Raw genomic sequence first — 20,415 nt, 5'->3', positions numbered from 1 at the left:
TTCTTTCGAGAGCCTTCTCTTCACATGGTGCGACCGGAGACGCGACGAGGCCCCCGGCAACCGCCGGGGGCCTCGTCGTCTTCTACTGCTTAGCGGTACGACCCGAAGTCGAAGTCGTCCAGCGGAACCGCCTGGCCGCTGGCCGGCCCGAAGCCGTAGTCGGTCTCCGGGTAGCCGGTCATCGAGTAGACCTTGGCCTTCGCCTCCTCGGTCGGCTCGACCCGGACGTTGCGGTACTTGCTGATGCCCGTACCGGCCGGGATGAGCTTACCGATGATCACGTTCTCCTTGAGGCCGACGAGCGAGTCGCTGCGCGAGTTGATCGCCGCGTCGGTCAGCACCCGGGTGGTCTCCTGGAAGGAGGCCGCCGAGAGCCAGGAGTCGGTGGCCAGCGAGGCCTTGGTGATACCCATCAGCACCGGGCGACCGGCGGCAGGCTCGCCACCCTCGCCGACGAGCCGGCGGTTCTCCGACTCGAAGAGCGCCCGGTCGACCAGCACACCCGGCAGGAACTCGGTCGAGCCGGAGTCGATGACCGTCACCCGCTTGAGCATCTGGCGGATGATGATCTCGATGTGCTTGTCGTGGATGAGCACCCCCTGCGAGCGGTAGACCTCCTGGACCTCCTGGGTCAGGTGGACCTGGACCGCCCGCGGGCCGAGGATGCGGAGCAGCTCGTGCGGGTCGATGGTGCCCTCGGTGAGCTTCTCGCCGACCTCGACGTGACCGCCGTCGTGGGTCCGCAGCTTGACCCGCTTGGAGATCTTGTCGTAGACGATCTCGTCGCTGCCGTCGTCCGGCACCACGATGATCTTCCGGGACCGCTCGCCGTCCTCGATCCGGATCCGGCCGGGGGTGTCGGCGATGGGCGCCTTACCCTTCGGGACCCGGGCCTCGAAGATCTCCTGGACACGCGGCAGACCCTGGGTGATGTCCTCACCCGCGACACCACCGGTGTGGAAGGTACGCATCGTCAGCTGCGTGCCCGGCTCACCGATGGACTGGGCGGCGATGATGCCGACCGCCTCGCCGATGTCGACCGACTTGCCGGTCGGCAGCGAACGGCCGTAGCAGGCCGCGCAGACGCCCAGCTTCGACTCACAGGTGAGCACGCTGCGCACCCGCACCGTCTCGGTCCCGGCGGCGACGATCTTGTCGACCAGGATCGAGTTGAGGTCCTGGCCCCGCTCGGCGACGACGGTCCCGTCCGGCCCCTTGATGTCGTCGGCCAGGGTCCGGGCGTGCACGCTGGTCTCCGCGTGGGTGTGGACCACCAGCTTGCCGTCGAGCCGCTCGCCGATCTGCATCGGGATGGCCCGGTCGGTGCCGCAGTCCTCCTCGCGGATGATGACGTCCTGCGAGACGTCCACCAGACGACGGGTCAGGTAACCCGAGTCGGCGGTACGCAGGGCGGTGTCCGCGAGACCCTTACGGGCACCGTGCGTGGAGATGAAGTACTCCAGCACGGACAGACCCTCCCGGTACGAGGCCTTGATGGGCCGCGGGATGATCTCACCCTTCGGGTTGGCCACCAGACCACGGATCGCCGCGATCTGCCGGAGCTGGAGCAGGTTACCGCGGGCACCCGAGTTGATCATCTTCCACAGCGGGTTCTCCTGCGGCAGCGCGGTGTCCATCTCCTTGGCGACCTCGTTGGTCGCCTTGGTCCAGATCTCGATGAGCTCGCCGCGGCGCTCCTCGGCGGTCATCAGGCCACGCTGGTACTGCTTGTCGATCCGGTCGGCTTCCTTCTCGTACTTCTCCAGGATCTCCCGCTTGCGCGGCGGAGCGATGACGTCCTCCATACCGATCGTCACGCCGGACCAGGTGGCCCAGTGGAAACCGGCCTCCTTGAGCCCGTCGAGGGTGGCCGCCAGGGCCACCTTCGGGAAGCGCTCGGCGAGGTCGTTGACGATCGCGGACAGCTGACCCTTGCGGATCTCGTAGTTCACGAAGCGGTAGCCCTGCGGCAGCGTCTCGTTGAACAGCACCCGACCGAGGGTGGTGTCCACCGTCAGCGGCTCGCCCTCGACCCAGCCCTCCGGCGCGGTCCACGGCTCGGCGCCGGCGCCGTTGTCGACACCGATGACGCCGCGCAGCCGGATCTTGACCGGAGCCTGCAGGTGCAGCTCGCCGTTGTCGAACGCCATCCGCGCCTCGGCGTCCGAGCTGAACGCCCGGCCCTCGCCCTGCTCACCGGGGGTGAGGTGGGTGAGGTGGTACAGGCCGATGACCATGTCCTGGGTGGGCATGGTGACCGGCTTGCCGTCCGCCGGCTTGAGGATGTTGTTCGACGACAGCATCAGGATCCGCGCCTCGGCCTGGGCCTCGGCGGACAGCGGCACGTGCACCGCCATCTGGTCACCGTCGAAGTCGGCGTTGAACGCGGTGCAGACCAGCGGGTGGATCTGGATGGCCTTGCCCTCGACCAGCTGCGGCTCGAAGGCCTGGATGCCCAGCCGGTGCAGGGTCGGCGCGCGGTTCAGCAGCACCGGGTGCTCGCCGATGACCTCTTCCAGCACGTCCCACACGACCGGCCGCTGCCGCTCGACCATCCGCTTGGCGGACTTGATGTTCTGCGCGTGGTTGAGGTCGACCAGCCGCTTCATCACGAACGGCTTGAACAGCTCCAGCGCCATCTGCTTGGGCAGGCCGCACTGGTGCAGCTTGAGCTTCGGGCCGACCACGATGACCGAACGGCCGGAGTAGTCGACGCGCTTGCCCAGCAGGTTCTGGCGGAACCGGCCCTGCTTGCCCTTGAGCATGTCGGAGAGCGACTTCAGCGGGCGGTTACCCGGACCGGTGACCGGGCGGCCGCGGCGACCGTTGTCGAACAGCGCGTCGACGGCCTCCTGGAGCATCCGCTTCTCGTTGTTGACGATGATCTCGGGCGCGCCGAGGTCGATCAGCCGCTTGAGGCGGTTGTTCCGGTTGATCACCCGGCGGTACAGGTCGTTCAGGTCGGAGGTCGCGAAGCGGCCACCGTCCAGCTGCACCATCGGACGCAGGTCCGGCGGGATGACCGGGACGCAGTCCAGCACCATGCCGAGCGGCGAGTTGCGGGTGTTCTGGAACGCCGCGACGACCTTCAGCCGCTTGAGCGCCCGGATCTTCCGCTGGCCCTTGCCGGAGCGGATGGTCTCGCGCAGGCTCTCGGCCTCGGCCCCCAGGTCCATGTTCTGGACCAGGGCCTTGATGGCCTCGGCGCCCATGCCGCCGGTGAAGTACTCGCCGAAGCGGTCGCGCAGCTCGCGGTAGAGCAGCTCGTCGGTGACCAGCTGCTTCGGCTCCAGCTTGCGGAAGGTGTCGAGGACCTCGTCGAGGCGGTCGATCTCGCGCTGGGCCCGGTCGCGGATCTGGCGCATCTCGCGCTCTCCGCCCTCCTTGACCTTACGCCGGACGTCCGCCTTGGCACCCTCGGCCTCCAGCTCGGCCAGGTCGGCCTCGAGCTTGGCGGCCCGCTTCTCGATCTCCGAGTCGCGGCTGTTCTCGGCCTGCCGCTTCTCGGCCAGGATCTCGTTCTCGATGGTCGAGAGGTCACGGTGACGCGACTCGGCGTCCACGCTCGTCACGACGTACGAGGCGAAGTAGATGATCTTCTCGAGGTCCTTGGGGGCGAGGTCCAGCAGGTAGCCCAGCCGGCTCGGCACGCCCTTGAAGTACCAGATGTGGGTCACCGGAGCGGCCAGCTCGATGTGCCCCATCCGCTCACGACGGACCTTGGAACGGGTCACCTCGACGCCGCAGCGCTCGCAGATGATGCCCTTGAAGCGGACCCGCTTGTACTTACCGCAGTAGCACTCCCAGTCCCGCTGCGGACCGAAGATCTTCTCGCAGAAGAGCCCGTCCTTTTCCGGCTTGAGCGTGCGGTAGTTGATCGTCTCGGGCTTCTTGACCTCACCGTGCGACCACTGACGGATGTCGTCGGCGGTGGCGAGGCCGATGCGCAGCTCGTCGAAGAAGTTGACGTCGAGCACTATGTCCCCTATGTCGTCGTCTGTACTGCCTAGCTAGTGGGTGGGGTCGGGAGCCGGCGGCGAGCCGGCTCCCGACCGCTCACCTCAGACCTCTTCGACCGAGCTCGGCTCGCGCCGGGACAGGTCGATGCCCAGCTCCTCCGCCGCCCGGAACACCTCGTCGTCGGTCTCGCGCATCTCCAGGGCCACACCGTCGCTGGAGAGCACCTCGACGTTGAGGCACAGCGACTGCAGCTCCTTGAGCAGCACCTTGAACGACTCCGGGATGCCCGGCTCGGGGATGTTCTCGCCCTTGACGATCGCCTCGTAGACCTTGACCCGGCCGAGGACGTCGTCGGACTTGATCGTCAGCAGCTCCTGCAGGGCGTAGGCGGCGCCGTACGCCTGCATCGCCCAGCACTCCATCTCACCGAAGCGCTGGCCACCGAACTGCGCCTTACCACCCAGCGGCTGCTGCGTGATCATCGAGTACGGGCCGGTCGACCGGGCGTGGATCTTGTCGTCGACCAGGTGGTTGAGCTTCAGGATGTAGATGTAGCCGACCGCGATCGGGTCCGGCAGCGGCTCACCGGAACGACCGTCGAACAGCTGCGCCTTACCCGAGGAGCCGATCAGCTGCTTGCCGTCCCGGTTGGGCAGGGTCGACGCGAGCAGACCGGAGATCTCCTCCTCCCGGGCGCCGTCGAAGACCGGGGTGGCCACGTTGGTGTCCGGCTCCGACACGTGGGCGTCGATCGAGCGCAGCTGCTTCTTCCACGCCGCGTCGTCGCCTTCCACGTTCCAGCCGGTCTTGGCGACCCACCCGAGGTGGGTCTCCAGGACCTGGCCGATGTTCATCCGGGAGGGCACACCCAGCGGGTTGAGCACGATGTCGACCGGGGTGCCGTCCTCGAGGAACGGCATGTCCTCGACCGGCAGGATCTTGGAGATGACGCCCTTGTTGCCGTGCCGGCCGGCGAGCTTGTCACCGTCCTGGATCTTGCGCTTCTGGGCGACGTACACCCGGACCAGCTCGTTGACGCCCGGGGGCAGCTCGTCGCCGTCCTCGCGGGAGAAGGTACGCACACCGATGACCGTGCCGGTCTCGCCGTGCGGCACCTTCAGCGAGGTGTCCCGGACCTCGCGCGCCTTCTCGCCGAAGATCGCGCGGAGCAGCCGCTCCTCCGGGGTCAGCTCGGTCTCGCCCTTCGGCGTGACCTTGCCGACCAGGATGTCGCCGGGGACGACCTCGGCGCCGATCCGGATGATGCCGCGCTCGTCGAGGTCGGCGAGCATTTCCTCGCTGACGTTCGGGATGTCGCGGGTGATCTCCTCCGGGCCGAGCTTGGTGTCCCGGGCGTCGACCTCGTGCTCCTCGATGTGGATCGAGGTGAGCACGTCCTGCTGCACGAGGCGCTGCGACAGGATGATCGCGTCCTCGTAGTTGTGGCCCTCCCAGCACATGAACGCCACGAGCAGGTTGCGCCCGAGCGCCATCTCGCCCTCGTCGGTGCACGGACCGTCGGCGATGACCTGACCGGCCTCGACGCGGTCGCCCTCAAAGACGACCGGCTTCTGGTTCACGCAGGAGCCGGCGTTGGAACGGCGGAACTTGTGCAGCAGGTACGTCCGACGGTGGCCGTCGTCCTGGTGGATCGTCACGTAGTCGGCGCAGAGGTCCTCGATCACACCGCCGACCTCGGCGACGACCACGTCGCCGGCGTCGACGGCCGCCCGGTACTCCATGCCCGTACCGACCAGCGGCGACTCGGCCTTGACCAGCGGCACCGCCTGGCGCTGCATGTTCGCGCCCATCAGCGCCCGGTTGGCGTCGTCGTGCTCGAGGAACGGGATCATCGCGGTCGCGACCGAGACCATCTGCCGCGGCGAGACGTCCATGTAGTCGACGGCGCCGGGAACCACGTCCTCGGTCTCGCCGCCCTTACGGCGGCACAGGACCCGGTCCTCGGCGAACGTGCCGTCGGCCTTGAGTGGCGCGTTGGCCTGGGCCTTGACGTACCGGTCCTCCTCGTCCGCGGTCAGGTAGTCGATCTGGTCGGTGACCCGACCCTCGACGACCTTCCGGTACGGCGTCTCGATGAAGCCGAACGGGTTGACCCGGGCGAAGGTGGACAGGGCGCCGATCAGACCGATGTTCGGGCCTTCCGGCGTCTCGATCGGGCACATCCGGCCGTAGTGGGACGGGTGCACGTCACGGACCTCGAAGCCGGCCCGCTCCCGGGACAGACCACCCGGGCCGAGCGCGCTCAGTCGGCGCCGGTGGGTCAGACCCGCCAGCGGGTTGGTCTGGTCCATGAACTGGGACAGCTGCGACGTGCCGAAGAACTCCTTGATCGCCGCCACCACCGGGCGGATGTTGATCAGGGTCTGCGGCGTGATCGCCTCGACGTCCTGGGTGGTCATCCGCTCGCGGACGACCCGCTCCATCCGGGAAAGACCGACCCGGACCTGGTTCTGGATCAGCTCGCCCACGGTACGCAGGCGCCGGTTGCCGAAGTGATCGATGTCGTCGGCCTCGTAGCCGTCCTCACCGGCGTGCAGCCGGCAGAGGTACTCCACGGTGGCGACGATGTCGTCCTCGGTCAGCGTGCCGGTGGTGATCGGCACGTCGACTTCGAGCTTCTTGTTGAACTTGTAACGACCGACCTTGGCGACGTCGTACCGCTTCGGGTTGAAGAAGAGGTTGTCGAGCAGGGTCTGGGCGTTCTCACGGGTCGGCGGCTCGCCAGGGCGGAGCTTCCGGTAGATGTCGAGCAGCGCCTCGTCCTGGCCGGCGATGTGGTCCTTCTCGAGCGTCGTCATCATCAGCTCGGACCAGCCGAACTTCTCGCGGATCTGCTCCGCGGACCACCCGATGGCCTTGAGCAGGACGGTGACGGCCTGCCGGCGCTTGCGGTCGATGCGGACGCCGACCGTGTCGCGCTTGTCGATGTCGAACTCCAGCCAGGCACCCCGGCTCGGGATGACCTTGACGCTGGAGAGGTCGCGGTCGGAGGTCTTGTCCGGCTGCTTGTCGAAGTAGACGCCCGGGGACCGGACGAGCTGACTGACCACGACGCGCTCGGTGCCGTTGATGACGAAGGTGCCCTTCGGCGTCATCATCGGGAAGTCGCCCATGAACACCGTCTGGCTCTTGATCTCGCCAGTGGTGTTGTTGGTGAACTCCGCGGTCACGAACAGCGGAGCGCAGTAGGTCAGGTCCTTCTCCTTGCACTCCTCGATCGAGGCCTTGACCTCGTCGAAGCGCGGCGCCGAGAAGGAGAGCGACATGGTGCCGGAGAAGTCCTCAATGGGACTGATCTCTTCGAGGATCTCCGCGAGACCCGAGCGTGCGTGCGGGTCGTCCGCCGATCGGCCCTGCCAAGCCTCGTTGCCGACGAGCCAGTCGAAGGACTCGTTCTGGATGGCGAGGAGGTTGGGGACCTCGAGGTGTTCGGTGATCCTGCCGAAAGAAACTCGGCGGGGAGCGAAAGCGCTCGACGTACGACTGGTCTTCGCAGGGCGGGAAGCTGCCAAGATGCGTCCTTCCGAGGACCGGTGCTGCAGAACGGCTGGTACGCGTGCACTCCAATGACCCCACCAGAATTATCCGTAAACGGACATTTCCGAGCAGGGGTCAAGACGGAAGGCAGCGCAAACTAGCAGTGTAGCCGAGAGGCTAACCGCTGTCCAGCCCACCCCGCAGGTCATCGCGGAACTCGCCTCGGGACCTCGGAAAACCGGGTCTACCGGGCCGCTCGGAACGCGATGTCCCTGCCGGTCCGCTCGGGTGCGGCGGGCGGTGGTGCTGCCGCTGCCATTACCCAAGAGGTGGCCGTTGCAAGCGCGGAAGGTCTTGCTGGTGTCAGCGTGCCTGTCAGCCTGGTGTCGCGTCAAGGGCCGGTTACCGGTCGGGGTGTACTTCCCACCGACGGACTACCGACAGGCCTCGCTGTACAGCCGCTGCGCGGGACCTGGACGCCCTGCTCACACCGCTGCCACCGGAACCCACCAACCACAGCGGGCGGCGATCCGTTCCCGGATCACCGCCCGCCGCGACGCGGTGTGCCCCGGCTCACGTGAGCCGGACGCGCGTCAGGTCGAACGCAAGGTCACTTGAGGGTGACCTTGGCGCCCTCGCCCTCGAGCTTGGCCTTGGCCTTGTCGGCGGTCTCCTTGTTGACCTTCTCCAGGACCGCCTTCGGCGCGGCCTCGACCAGGTCCTTGGCCTCCTTGAGGCCCAGGCCGGTCAGCTCACGCACGACCTTGATGACCTGGATCTTCTTGCCACCGTCGGCGTCGAGGATGACGTCGAACTCGTCCTTCTCCGGCTCGGCCTCGGCCGGAGCGGCAGCGCCACCGGCGGCGGCGACCGCGACCGGAGCGGCGGCGGTGACCTCGAAGGTCTCCTCGAACTGCTTCACGAACTCAGAGAGCTCGATCAGCGTCATCTCCTTGAACGCGTCGAGCAGCTCGTCGGTGCTGAGCTTCGCCATGTCTGGCGTCCTTTCTCAAAATGGAAACTAAGAACGTGGGTGCGCCGGGAGGCCTCAGGCCGCCTCGGCGCCCTCCTTCTCGCGCTTGTCCTGCAGGGCGGCCGCCAGACGGGCGGTCTTGGAGAGCGGAGCCTGGAACAGGGCCGCGGCCTTGCTCAGGTTGCCCTTCATCGCGCCGGCCAGCTTGGCCAGCAGCACCTCGCGGGACTCCAGGTCGGCGAGCTTCGTGACCTCGGCCGCGGAAATGGCCTTGCCCTCGAAGACACCGCCCTTGATGACGAGCTTCGGGTTGGCCTTCGCGAAGTCGCGAAGCCCCTTCGCCGCCTCGACGACGTCGCCCGAAACGAAAGTCAGCGCGGTAGGACCGGTGAACAGCTCGTCGAGGCCGGAGATGCCCGCATCGGTCGCCGCACGCTTGGCCAGCGTGTTCTTCGCGACCGTGTAGGTGGTCTCCTTGCCGAGCGAGCGCCGCAGCTGGGTGAGCTGGGAAACCGTCAGACCACGGTACTCGGTGAGCACCGCAGCGCCCGCGTTGCGGAAGCTCTCGGTCAGCTCAGCGACGGCCGTGGCCTTGTCGGCCCGGATCGGCTTGTCCGCCATGTCCCTCCTCTCTCGTTGCTCGAGGCTGGTCGCCGTCGACGAGCGGAAGCTCTGCGACGGCGCCGGAGGCATCACGACAACGAAAAAGCCCCGGCGCAGGGCGCACGGGGCGAGGGCCGGCCGATCACCATGGTCGGCGGACCACGGGAAGAACCGAGTTACGCTTGCCGCCCTGCGCGGGTCGCCCGTCATCGCGGGACCTTCGACCGTGCCGGAGCACGGTGACCAGCGGTCTCTGGGTGGAACTACCCGCCCAGGTTACGCGACGTGTCCGCGTACCGCCAAATCGCCCACGGAGTGCGCCCCGTCACCCCCTGACCGGAGCATGATCGACACCGGGTGCGGCACATCGCGCTGCCGCCGGACCCGGACGGACCGATTCGCGGTACGCCGAGCCGATCAGTGTCGACCACCGCGCGGCCGTCAGGCGCGGGCACGGCGGCGCCAGGCGTACCCGGCCAGCGCCACCGCCGCCCAGGCCAACGCCCAGGCCAACGCCCAGGCGGTCAGCACCAGACCGGTGGTGACCGTCAGCGGGCCGGTCAACGCCCGGGCGGTCGACATCACCGGCGGTGCCAACCAGGGCGCGACCGAGCTGCTCAGGCCGAGGACCAGGGCGCCGACCGCGCCGACGGCGAGCGCCGCCACGCCGTACCCGGCGCTGCCGGTGACCGCCCGACTGGCCAGCGCGCCCAGCGCCACCGCCGCCGGCAGCGCCAGCAGATGCGCCCAGAGGCCGAGGGCGACCCCGGCGACGAGCGGGCGGTCTCCCGGCCCGACCGGGCCGGTCACCCCGCCGACCAGCCACGGGAAGACCAGCGCGACGGCCACCGTGCCGAGGGCGGCCAGGACCGCGGCGAGCAGGCCGGCCGCCCGCTCCCGGGCCGCCCCGGCCAGCACCCCGGCCAGCCGGCGCTGCACGTCCGGCTCCACGTCCAGCAGGATCTTGGTCTGCCAGGCCAGCACGGGGAAGAGCACCACCGCCGAGACGCCGTAGGCCTCCGCCGGCTGGGCCCGGCCGCCGCCGTAGAGGACGCCGAGGGCGAGCAGGCCGGCCAGCACCGGCGCCAGCGCCCGCCCGGTACGCAGGAAGCCGGCCAGCCGCAGCCGGACCAGCGCGGCCACCGGGCGCCCTCCCGGGCCGGACCGGCCACGCCCGGTCCACCCGGCGTAGCGCCGTGATCGGCGAGCCGCATGCCGCGAGCCTGCCACAGCGGGCAGACGAACGGGGCCCCGCCACGAGTCGTGGCGGGGCCCCGTTACATCAGGCGTGCTCAGGCCTCGGTCGAGGCCTCCTGCAGGTTCTTCACCAGCTTCGGGTCGATCGGGACGCCCGGGCCCATGGTGGTGGTGAGGGTGACCTTCTTGAGGTACGTGCCCTTGGCCGCGGACGGCTTCGCGCGGAGCACCTCGTCGAGGACGGCGGCGTAGTTGTCGATCAGCTGGGTCTCGGAGAACGAGGCCTTGCCGATGATCAGGTGGAGGTTGGAGTGCTTGTCCACCCGGAAGGTGATCTTACCGCCCTTGATGTCCTGGACGGCCTTGGTGACGTCCATGGTCACCGTGCCCGTCTTCGGGTTCGGCATCAGGCCGCGCGGGCCCAGGATCCGCGCGATCCGGCCGATCTTGGCCATCTGGTCCGGGGTGGCGATCGCCGCGTCGAAGTCCAGCCAGCCGCCCTGGATCCGGGCGACGAGCTCGTCGGTGCCCACCTCGTCCGCACCGGCGGCGGCGGCCTCCTCGGCCTTCGCGCCGGCGGCGAAGACGATCACGCGGGCGGTCTTACCGGTGCCGTGCGGCAGGTTGACCGTGCCGCGGACCATCTGGTCCGCCTTGCGGGGGTCGACGCCGAGGCGCATCGCGACCTCGACCGTGGCGTCGAACTTGACGTTGGTGGTGTCCTTGGCCAGCTTGACGGCCTCGGCGGGGGTGTAGAGCTTCGACCGGTCGATGACCTCGGCGGCCTTGCGGTAGCTCTTGCTGCGCTGCATTTCTGGTTACTCCTGTGGTCTCTGGCGGGCCGCGGTGTCCGCGCGCCCTCCCACGAACTGATCGGAAAGTGCTGACCGACGTCAGTCGCTGACGATGATGCCCATCGACCGGGCGGTGCCGGCGATGATCTTCGCAGCCTGGTCGATGTCGTTGGCGTTGAGGTCGACCATCTTCTTCTCGGCGATCTCACGCACCTGGGCCTGGCTCACGGAGCCGACCTTCTGGCTCTGCGGCACGCCGGAACCCTTCTCGACACCGGCGGCCTTGAGCAGCAGCCGGGCGGCGGGCGGGGTCTTCAGCACGAAGGTGAAGGATCGGTCCTCGTACACGCTGATCTCGGCGGGGACGATGTCGCCCCGCTGAGCCTCGGTCTGCGCGTTGTAGGACTTGCAGAACTCCATGATGTTGACGCCGTGCTGGCCGAGCGCGGGGCCGACCGGCGGCGCCGGCGTGGCCTGGCCGGCCTTCAACTGAAGCGTGAACGTCTTGACGAGCTTCTTCTTCGGAGGCATGTCTCTTCCTGGGGCTTGGAACTGGGAAAGCGCCGGTCGCGGGCGCGCACGGTCAGCGCGATGCGAGCGGCGACGTTCTAGGGTAGCGCAGACTTCCGCCGGCCCCTCCGCCGAGGTCCGGCGGGTGGGCGAGACGACGCACCGGCCGCGGGCCGGAAAGCCCACCGCCGGTGCGACCGTACGTCAGATCTTGGCGACCTGGTTGAAGTTCAGCTCGACCGGCGTTTCCCGGCCGAAGATCGACACCAGGACCTTGAGCTTCTGCTGGTCCGCGTTGATCTCGCTGATCGTCGCCGGCAGCGAGGCGAAGGCGCCGTCGGTGACGGTGACCGAGTCGCCGACCTCGAAGTCGAGGACCCTGACCTCCGGCTTGGCCCTCTTCTCCACGGCCTCGACCGCCGGGGCCAGCCACTTCATCACCTCGTCGAGGCTCAGCGGCGCCGGCCGGTCGGCCCGGTCGGTCGCTCCGACGAAGCCGGTGACCCCCGGCGTGTTCCGGACGCAGGAGTAGGACTCGGCGGTCAGCTCCATCCGGACCAGGATGTAGCCCGGGAAGACCTTCGCCTGGACCTGGGACCGCTTGCCGTTCTTGACCTCGACCTCTTCCCGGGTCGGCACCTCGACCTGGTAGATGAAGTCCTCCATGTCGAGGGAGGTGATCCGGGTCTCGAGGTTGGTCTTGACCTTGTTCTCGTAGCCGGCGTAGGAGTGCACCACGTACCAGTCGCCGGGCGCGTAGCGCAGCTTCTGGCGCAGCTCGGCGACCGGGTCGTACTCCTCGTCCGGCGCGGGCTCGGTGGTCGGGAATTCCGGCTCGCTGGCGGCCTCGACCGACTCATCGTTGGCCGCCGTCGCCACCGTGGACTGCTCGTCCGTGGTTTCGGCGGTCTCGTCGTACTCAGGCACGCTCGCTCACTTCCGTCACTATCGGCACAGTCAGCCGGTCAGCTGGGGTTGCCGAAGACCCACAGCACGCCCTTCGCGAACGCGAAGTCGAGAAGGCCCACGATCGTCAGCATCACCGCGACGAAGGTGACCACCACGGCGGTGTAGGTCAGCAGCTCCTTGCGCGTCGGCCAGATGACCTTACGCAGCTCGGCCACGACCTCGCGGAAGAACCGCGCGATGCGGGCGAAGAGGCCCACCCGGTCGGTGTCCTTGCGGGTCTTCCGACCGTCGGCCGACTCGGCGCGGGCCCGCGCGCGGGTCGCGGTGCCGCCCCGGGAGACCGGCTCTTCCGCGTCGGTGGCGTCGTCGTCGGCCACGTCGTCGACGACCGCGTCTTCGCGCAGACGCTCGTCGCCGGCGTCCTCGCCGCGCCGCTTGCTCTCGGCCACTTCGCCCTCCGTGCGGGGTATCGGGTCGCACGCCGATGGGCGTGCGCGGCGTGTGGTCACGCCGGCCGGACCAAACCGTCCCGCGACGGGCCGCGGCCGGCGGACCAACCGGAGGGTCCCGATTTGCCTCGGAACCACCCCGCCGGTGCCACCACCACGGGCCGGACGCCGCCGTTCGGCGGCGCGACCCACGGGAACGGTCAGGCCTGAGGCGCAGGGGTGACAGGACTTGAACCTGCAGCCTGCGGTTTTGGAGACCGCTGCTCTGCCAATTGAGCTACACCCCTGTGCGGCAACTCTCGCCCCACCCGGCCACGCACGGCCGGGCAGGCGTCACTTGCCCCACGGCGGACCAGTGTACGGGTAGTCGTACGACTTTCCCAACCGGTCTGCCCCTAGCGCGTCGGAACTCCCCTCAGCGGGGCGTGCGGATGGTCGCCCGGGCCTGCGAGAGCACCTTCTCCCCCAGGCAGGTCGCCGTCACGTCGAGCCTGGTCAGACCGTCTTCGGTGACCTCCTTGACCACCGCGGCGACCTCGATCTCGGTGCCCTGGTCGTCGTCGGGGACGACCACCGGGCGGGTGAACCGGACGCCGAAGTCGACCACAGCGTTCGGCGCGCCGGCCCACGTGGTGACCGCCCGGCCGACCAGCGCCATGGTGAACATGCCGTGGGCGATCACGCCCGGCAGGCCGACCTTGGTGGCGAACCGGTCGCTCCAGTGGATCGGGTTGAAGTCGCCGGAGGCGCCCGCGTAGCGGACCAGGTCCGCCCGGGTCACCCGGAACGTCTGGGTGGGCAGTTCCATCTCAGGCCTCCCCGCGTACGACGATCTTGGACCAGACGGCGACCACCGGCTCGCCGGCGGCGGTGCTCACGTCGGTGCGGGTGGTCAGGAATCCGTGCCCGCCCCGGCTGGTGATCTCCTCGATGGTGTTCACGCAGACCAGCTCGTCACCGGCCACCACCGGCCGGGTGTACGCGAACCGCTGGTCGCCGTGCACCACCCGGCTGTAGTCCACGCCGAGGGCCGGATCCTCGATGATCTGCCGGCTGGCGGCCATGGTGACCACCACGGGAAACGTCGGCGGCGCGACCACATCGGGGTGCCCGAGCGCGCGGGCCGCCTCCGGGTCGTGGTGGGCCGGGTCGGTGGCGCCGATGGCCGTCGCGAACTCACGGATCTTTTCTCGGCCCACCTGGTAGGGGGCGGTCGGCGGATACGTCCGGCCGACGAAGGACGGGTCCAGAGACATGCCGCGAACCTACACGGAAAACACGAACGCCGATCCGTACGGGGCGGCGGCGTGCGGCCGTCGTCCGTGCGGATCGGCGTTCGGGGATGCTGCGGGACCGGGCCGGCGGAGCCGGCCGCGGGTCAGCGGGTCTCGCGGTGGATGGTGTGCTTGCCATCCCGGGGGCAGAACTTCTTCAGCTCGATGCGGTCCGGGTCGTTACGGCGGTTCTTGCGCGTGATGTAGTTGCGCTCCTTGCACTCCACACACGCCAAAGTGATCTTCGGCCGGACATCGGTCGCCTTCGCCACGGCGGAGTGCCTTCCTCGCTAACGGAACAACTACGACGCGCCAGCCTACGCGCTGGCGGCGTGGACATGCAAAGTGGGCGCCTGTGGCGCCCATTCCATCGACCGCCGGAAGCCCGACGGACGAGAGTAGCGGTGGCCGGACTTGAACCGGCGACACAGCGATTATGAGCCGCTTGCTCTGCCATCTGAGCTACACCGCCGTGGCGGGTCCAGCCGGACCCTGTGAGCCCCCTTACGGAATCGAACCGTAGACCTTCTCCTTACCATGGAGACGCTCTGCCGACTGAGCTAAGGGGGCCTACCCGATCACCCCGGAGGGCGCCGCGCAGGAGAAACAGTACACGACCCGAGCCGCCGAGGTGAAATCGGATCCCCCCATACCGGGGGTGATCCCCGTCGTCCCAGCTCAGAGCAGGGTCACCGAGCGGTCCGGGACGACCCGCAGCCGGGGCGCTTCGGCGGCGGCGTCCGGCTCCACCTGCGCGCCGAACCACGCCTCCAGCCGCTCGTACGGCAGTGGCCGGCTGAACAGGAAGCCCTGGCCGATCTCGCAGCCGATGTCCTGGAGCAGTTCGAGGGTCAGCTCGCTCTCCACCCCCTCGGCGACCACGGCGAGGCCGAACTGCTGGGACAGGGTCACCACCGCGTTGACGATCGCCAGGTCGCCCGGATCCGTCGCCATGCCCTGCACGAACGAGCGGTCCACCTTCACCTCGTGCACCGGCAGCCGGCGCAGGTACGCCAGGGACGACGAGCCCGTCCCGAAGTCGTCCACCGAGAGCCGTACGCCGAGGTCACGCAGCCGGCGCAGGGTCGGTATCGGCCGGTCGGTGCCGTCCAGCACCCCGGCCTCGCGGATCTCGAAGGTGAGCCGCTGCGGGGGCACGCCGTACTCGTCGAGCAGCTCGCGCACCTGGTCCGGGAAGTGCGGGTCGGTGAGCGTACGCGCGGAGAGGTTGACCGCGACGGCGAGCGGCTGCTCGGCGTGGGTCCAGTCCCGACTGCGCCGCAGCCCCTCCCGGAGCACCACCTCGGTGAGCCGGCCGAGCTGGCCGGTGTGCTCGGCCACCGCGACGAAGTCCTCCGGGGCGACCGTGCCGTGCGTCGGGTGCTCCCAGCGGGCCAGGCACTCGACCCCGAGCAGCCGCCGGTCCCGCAACGTCACCTTGGGCTGGAAGTAGACCTCCAGCTCACCCTCGTCCAGGGCGCGCCGCAGGTCGCCGGCGAGGCCGAGGCGGCGCAGCGACCGGGACTCCAGCGCCGGGTTGAACAGCTGCACGCTGCCGGGCACCGACTTGGCCGCCGTCGCGGCCAGGTCGACCCGTTGCAGCAGGGTCACGGCATCGCTGCCGTGATCCGGGTGTACGGCCACCCCGACGGCGGTGTCCACGTCGAGGGTCAGCGAGTCGAAGACCATCTCGTCGCGGATCTGCTCGCGCAGCTCGGCGGCGAGCTCCAGGGCCGCCTCGGCGTTCTCCAGCCGCAGGGTCACCAGGAACTCGTCACCGCCGGCCCGGCCCACCAGGGCCGAGGAGGGGGCAGAGGCGCGCAGCCGGTCGGCCACCTCGGCCAGGACCTTGTCCCCCGCGGCGTGCCCGAGCGACTCGTTGACCTGGCGCAGCCCGTTCACGTCGAAGAGCAGCACCGCGACCACCTCGCCGGGAGCCCGGATCTTCACCGCCTCGTCCAGCGCGCCGGTGATCCGCCGCCGGTTGGGCAGCTTGGTCAGCGCGTCGTGGTACGCGTCGTGGCGCAGCCGGTCGACCAGGCGGGAATTCTCCAGGGCGACCGCGGCGTGCGCGGCGACCGTCTCGAAGACCGGAATGTCGCCGGTCGTGAAATGACCGACGTCGCTCAGCCGGTTGGCCACCTCCAGCGTGCCGATCACCGCTTGGCCGGACCGGAGCGGCACCACGATGACGTCCTTGATCCCGGTGTGACGTAGCGCGGCCCGCAGGTCGTCCTCGCCACCCAGTCGCACGCCCAGCGCCACCGTCCCGCCCCGTCGACGGGCCTCCTCGCGGAGCGCCGTGGGGGTGGGCGCGACGTCCAGCAGACCGTTGTCGTCGACCCGGGCGGTAAGCATCACCTCCGGGTGACGCCCCTGCGCCGGCAACCAGAGCGTCGCGTACTCCGCCTGCATCATGCTGCGGATCCGCGCGAGCAGGACGTCGGCAAGGTTGCCGTCCTGCCCGCTTGCGGTTATCGCCCGGGTCAGCTCGTACATGTCGCCGAGGGTGCGGTGCTGGCGGAAGAACTGCGAGTAGGAGCGGTAGATCAGGACCACCGCGACGGCCAGGACCGCGATGAGCAGGAGGGACCACCAGGTGGTCTCCAAGGCGATCAGGACGACCAGCCCGATGATGACGTTGATCGCGGAGGTGGCCAGGGGCTGCGGTGCGCTGCTGACCACCTCCCATCCCGCCTGCCATCCCTGCAGCACACCGATGACGCCGCTGACGGCAGCAAGGGTCACCAGAGTGTTCGTGCTGACGGTCAGGAAGAGGGTCAGCCAGGTCCGCGGGCCGACGCCCTGTGGATCCGGCAACGCCAGCAGCACGAGGCAGGCGAGTGAGGCCGCTGCAGCTGCCTTCGCCACGTTGAACCAGATCTTGGTGGGGGTCAACCGGCGGCGCAGCTGCCCGATCAGCGCCGCTACGGAGGCGATCGCGACCACCATCAGCGGCGGCAGGTAGAAGAAGGCCAGGACGAGTGGAATCTCGGTGATGGTGAAGGCCAGCGCCTGACGCCGAATGACGAACTGGAGCACCTGGGTGCCCGCCGCCACCATGGCGAGAAGCAGCACCCCGACGATGGCAAGGTTGCCCGGCGGGGGCGGACCGAGCAGGGCCAACCCGGTGCAGCAGACGGCGGCAAGGAGGGCCAGCGGCCCGGTGACCAGCCAGGCTCGCTCATTCGAACTGCGTCGCGACGGTCGGGGGCTTGCCATCCCGCTCCTCCGGCTCGGGCTGGACGATCATCCGGCCTTGCCGGCTGACGCTCGGACTCAGGGCAACGAAACCGTGGCGACCGCCCCCACCGGCGCGCCCCAGTCGAAGTCCATCTGATGTACGCCGGAGTCCAGCCCGGCGATGCCGCCGGCGAGCATCACGAGAGCCAACAGCGCCGTCACGGCGGCGAGCCGGCCAGACCTACGACCAGACATCACTGTGCTCCTGTCGGCGAGGGTTGTCGAAGGGAATGGGATTCCATGATGGTGCCACAGCTCCGCCGGGCTGGAAAGTTGCAGGGAAACGGTCGGACCGGGAGCCGGGACGACATGGCACGTCCGGCTCGGCGGGTCCGACGTGTGGGCAGAAACTTTGCCGGTCCACCGGTGGTCGATTCTCCGAACAAGCGACCTAGCGTCAGAATTGCGCACGTAGATCCCCTACTACTCGTAGTGGACACGCAACCCTTCGCGCTTGGTCGTCCGCCAGCGTGCCCGGATCACCGACTTCCACAACCGGCGCCGCAGGCACTCCGTCTGCGACTGGCGATCACCCATCGACTAGGAACGATCAACGACCGGCGCCCTGGAGGCCCAGGCCGCATAACGGAGCCCTCCACGATTCCAGGGGATTGACAGGTCCAGCTTCACCCGTCGCCCGGGGGTCAGTTTTCACGCGTCGCCGACAGCACGAGCTGTCAACGCGCCAACCTGCGCCGCAAGGCGATTCCGGCATCTCGGCCGGTCGAGCGCGCTGTTTCAACCTGACGGTGCGGGTTTGATTCCCGTCGCCCGCTCCAACGCCCTCCAGCATCACCGTTCACTACTGGGACCCGGGTCCCCGCCCGTCCGTGACCTCGACTTCCGCCTCCCGCGACGCGACCCGGTGAACCAGCCTGTTCGCCTCGTCCTTGTCGATCCCGGTGGCCCGCAGCAGGTCGCTGGTGACGGTCCTGACCTGGGCCACGACCACCGTCCCGGAAAGGCCCACCCCTCTTCTGTACGCCGTCCCGGCCTCGCTCACCCCGAGCAGCGCGCAGTGCCGCGCCTCCCGCGGGACCCGGCGGCCGACGAACTCACGCCGATACCGGCGGACCGCCTCGGCCAACCGGCCGATCGACGAGGGCAGCTCGGCCGGCACCGGCTCCCCGTCCTCGATGACGGTCACCGACCGGCGGATCAGCGCCTTGCTGTTGAGCGCGGCGCGGTCCATGTGCTCCACCGCGTTGGCGTACGCCGCCACGACCTGCCGCCGGTGCCAGCGGGCCGGCGCGAGGGAGACCACCTCCTGCGCTCCGCTCAGCGCCTCGCGCATCTGGTCGAAGTCCTGGTTGATGCTCCGCAACCGGGTCAGGGCCTGCTCCGCCGCGGCGGCGTCGCGCTCGGTCAGCGCACGGGCCGCGGCGTCCAGCTGATCGGCGAGCACCTCCCCCGGCCGCTTGGCGGCCCGCTCGACGGCCCGCAGTGGGTTGAGCGGCAGCAGCAGCACCACCACGATCATGCCGATCGAACCGCCGACGGCCGCGTCGACAAACCGCGGATACTCCAGCTTTCCGACGGACGGAGACAGGGTCGCGATCAGCACGGCGGTACCACCGGCCTGGGCGACCAGCGTGCCCCGGCCACCCACCACCAAAGCGACGGTGATGGCCAGCGCAACGACCACGCCGAGCTGCCACGCCCCTGTCCCCAGCAGCACGATCAGGAAATCACCGATCGCGACGCCTACCGCGACCCCAATGATCAGCTCGACGGAACGCCGGAGTCGCCGGCCGATGGAGGAGACGATCGTGCCCACCGCCGCGGTCGGGGCGAAGACGGGTTGCGGGTTGTGAAGCAACCGGTGGGCCACGAACCAAGCCAGCGCCGCCGCGAGCCCCGCCTGCACCGCCAGGATCAGCCCGAGCCGCAACTGGCGCAGCCGGTCCCGGCCGGTCGACTCGGTACGGCGGCGCAGCCCTTCGAGAGCCTCCTCAACACGCTGCTTGTCGAGGCCGACCGGCAGGGGTTCCCGATGCCCGGCGGGCCTGCGGAGGCGGGAGAACATCTCCTCGCCTACCCGCCGAGGCAGAGCACAATCACCGGGGCGACGGCCCGAGAACCCCCGGCTGGGCCGAGCCTGCCTGCCCGAGCGGCTCTCGCCAGCCAGGAGTGAAGGGCAAACCCCAAGATCCAACGTGCCCGTTGCGTGCCCGACCGGCCAGTCACTGGGGGTTGACCGCGGCCAATAGCAGCCGGAGACAGCGAAGGCCTCTGATCAGCGCTTCCGCAGGTCAGAGGCCTTGCTATTCCCTGGTGGCGGGTAGAGGATTCGAACCTCTGTAGCTTTCGCGACGGATTTACAGTCCGCTCCCATTGGCCGCTCGGGCAACCCGCCAGGGCGTCGCCACCACGCGTGCGCAGCAGCGGAAGCAAGGATAGCGGTTGCCCCCGGGGCCGCCGCAAGCGGGTACCGTCAGGGGGTCGTGCCGCTGGTCAGTGGGCGACGGAAGACCTCAGACCGCCGGACAGCAGGAGCATGAGCATGGCAGCCAACCCGTCGTTCGACATCGTGAGCAAGGTCGACCGCCAGGAGGTCGACAACGCCCTCCGGCAGGCGGAGAAGGAGCTCGCGCAGCGGTTCGACTTCCGCGGTACCGGCGCCGAGATCTCCTGGTCGGGCGAGGAGGCGATCAGTCTCCAGGCGGAGACCGAGGAGCGGGTCCGCGCGGCGCTGGACGTCTTCAAGGAGAAGCTGGTCAAGCGGAACATCTCGCTCAAGTCGCTGGATGCCGGCGACCCTCGCGCCTCGGGCAAGGTCTTCAAGATCGACGCCAAGGTGATCCAGGGCATCGACACGGACAAGGCCAAGGCGATCAGCAAGAAGATCCGCGACGAGGGCCCGAAGGGCGTGCAGGCGCAGATCCAGGGCGACCAGCTCCGGGTCACCGGCAAGAAGAAGGACGACCTCCAGGCCGTCATCGCGCTGCTCAAGGGCGAGGACTTCGGCGTCGCCCTGCAGTTCACCAACTACAGGTAGGGCCGAT

16 protein-coding genes and 4 tRNA genes are annotated in these 20,415 nt (G+C 69.1%); 1 reads left to right on the top strand and 19 read right to left on the bottom strand.

The features are described from left to right. Positions 1-89: 89 nt before the first annotated feature. From OG799_RS32500 to OG799_RS32410, 19 genes are all read right to left on the bottom strand, one after another. Positions 90-3,977 carry a DNA-directed RNA polymerase subunit beta' gene (locus OG799_RS32500; protein ID WP_406040684.1) on the bottom strand — a complete coding sequence of 1,296 codons (3,888 nt, stop codon included), beginning with the start codon at positions 3,975-3,977 and terminating at the stop codon, positions 90-92. Between the two features lie 84 nt (positions 3,978-4,061). Then, positions 4,062-7,493 (bottom strand): DNA-directed RNA polymerase subunit beta, encoded by a 3,432-nt coding sequence (locus OG799_RS32495; protein ID WP_406040682.1) that lies wholly within the window; start codon positions 7,491-7,493, stop codon positions 4,062-4,064. Positions 7,494-8,068: 575 nt separating this feature from the next. Continuing rightward, positions 8,069-8,452 carry a 50S ribosomal protein L7/L12 gene (gene rplL, locus OG799_RS32490; RefSeq protein WP_406040680.1) on the bottom strand — a complete coding sequence of 128 codons (384 nt, stop codon included), beginning with the start codon at positions 8,450-8,452 and terminating at the stop codon, positions 8,069-8,071. A 54-nt stretch (positions 8,453-8,506) separates the two neighbouring features. Further along, positions 8,507-9,052: a 50S ribosomal protein L10 gene (gene rplJ / locus OG799_RS32485; RefSeq protein WP_132270151.1), complete on the bottom strand. Its 546-nt coding sequence runs from the start codon at positions 9,050-9,052 to the stop codon at positions 8,507-8,509. 423 nt (positions 9,053-9,475) lie between these two features. Continuing rightward, positions 9,476-10,177 carry a hypothetical protein gene (locus OG799_RS32480; RefSeq protein ID WP_406040677.1) on the bottom strand — a complete coding sequence of 234 codons (702 nt, stop codon included), beginning with the start codon at positions 10,175-10,177 and terminating at the stop codon, positions 9,476-9,478. A 149-nt stretch (positions 10,178-10,326) separates the two neighbouring features. Continuing rightward, positions 10,327-11,043, bottom strand: coding sequence for a 50S ribosomal protein L1 (gene rplA / locus OG799_RS32475; RefSeq protein WP_406040675.1), 717 nt, complete (start codon positions 11,041-11,043; stop codon positions 10,327-10,329). A gap of 81 nt (positions 11,044-11,124) precedes the next feature. Then, positions 11,125-11,556: a 50S ribosomal protein L11 gene (gene rplK / locus OG799_RS32470; protein ID WP_406040673.1), complete on the bottom strand. Its 432-nt coding sequence runs from the start codon at positions 11,554-11,556 to the stop codon at positions 11,125-11,127. A gap of 183 nt (positions 11,557-11,739) precedes the next feature. Continuing rightward, positions 11,740-12,462, bottom strand: a complete 723-nt coding sequence (gene nusG, locus OG799_RS32465) for a transcription termination/antitermination protein NusG (RefSeq protein WP_406040671.1) — start codon at positions 12,460-12,462, stop codon at positions 11,740-11,742. 38 nt (positions 12,463-12,500) lie between these two features. Then, positions 12,501-12,893 (bottom strand): preprotein translocase subunit SecE, encoded by a 393-nt coding sequence (gene secE / locus OG799_RS32460; RefSeq protein WP_406040669.1) that lies wholly within the window; start codon positions 12,891-12,893, stop codon positions 12,501-12,503. Between the two features lie 214 nt (positions 12,894-13,107). Then, positions 13,108-13,180 (bottom strand) — tRNA-Trp (locus tag OG799_RS32455). 128 nt (positions 13,181-13,308) lie between these two features. Further along, a complete protein-coding gene (locus tag OG799_RS32450; protein ID WP_406040667.1) occupies positions 13,309-13,701 on the bottom strand; it encodes a MaoC family dehydratase in 393 nt (130 codons plus the stop codon). A gap of 1 nt (position 13,702) precedes the next feature. Beyond that, positions 13,703-14,149, bottom strand: a complete 447-nt coding sequence (locus OG799_RS32445) for a MaoC family dehydratase N-terminal domain-containing protein (protein ID WP_089012483.1) — start codon at positions 14,147-14,149, stop codon at positions 13,703-13,705. Between the two features lie 122 nt (positions 14,150-14,271). Next, complete coding sequence (gene rpmG, locus OG799_RS32440; RefSeq protein ID WP_067301359.1) at positions 14,272-14,439, bottom strand: 50S ribosomal protein L33; 168 nt, start codon at positions 14,437-14,439, stop codon at positions 14,272-14,274. Between the two features lie 127 nt (positions 14,440-14,566). Then, positions 14,567-14,639, bottom strand: a tRNA-Met gene (locus OG799_RS32435). A 25-nt stretch (positions 14,640-14,664) separates the two neighbouring features. Next, positions 14,665-14,737: transfer RNA gene (locus tag OG799_RS32430), tRNA-Thr, on the bottom strand. Positions 14,738-14,845: 108 nt separating this feature from the next. Further along, the gene (locus OG799_RS32425; RefSeq protein ID WP_406040664.1) at positions 14,846-17,389 is read right to left on the bottom strand and encodes a putative bifunctional diguanylate cyclase/phosphodiesterase; all 2,544 of its coding nucleotides are present in this window, start codon (positions 17,387-17,389) and stop codon (positions 14,846-14,848) included. A 57-nt stretch (positions 17,390-17,446) separates the two neighbouring features. Then, the gene (locus OG799_RS32420) at positions 17,447-17,605 is read right to left on the bottom strand and encodes a hypothetical protein (protein WP_406040662.1); all 159 of its coding nucleotides are present in this window, start codon (positions 17,603-17,605) and stop codon (positions 17,447-17,449) included. 607 nt (positions 17,606-18,212) lie between these two features. Further along, a complete protein-coding gene (locus OG799_RS32415) occupies positions 18,213-19,436 on the bottom strand; it encodes an FUSC family protein (RefSeq protein WP_406040660.1) in 1,224 nt (407 codons plus the stop codon). A gap of 246 nt (positions 19,437-19,682) precedes the next feature. After that, positions 19,683-19,766 (bottom strand) — tRNA-Tyr (locus OG799_RS32410). 147 nt (positions 19,767-19,913) lie between these two features. On the opposite strand from OG799_RS32410, the gene OG799_RS32405 reads away from it, so the two are divergent. Then, complete coding sequence (locus OG799_RS32405) at positions 19,914-20,408, top strand: YajQ family cyclic di-GMP-binding protein (RefSeq protein ID WP_179801899.1); 495 nt, start codon at positions 19,914-19,916, stop codon at positions 20,406-20,408. Positions 20,409-20,415: the final 7 nt, after the last annotated feature.

Origin of the sequence: Micromonospora sp. NBC_00898, assembly GCF_045207895.1 — a bacterium.
Taxonomy (GTDB): Bacteria; Actinomycetota; Actinomycetes; order Mycobacteriales; family Micromonosporaceae; genus Micromonospora.
The sequence above is the reverse complement of the archived record's forward strand: the minus strand, read 5'-3'. Positions and strand labels throughout refer to the sequence as shown.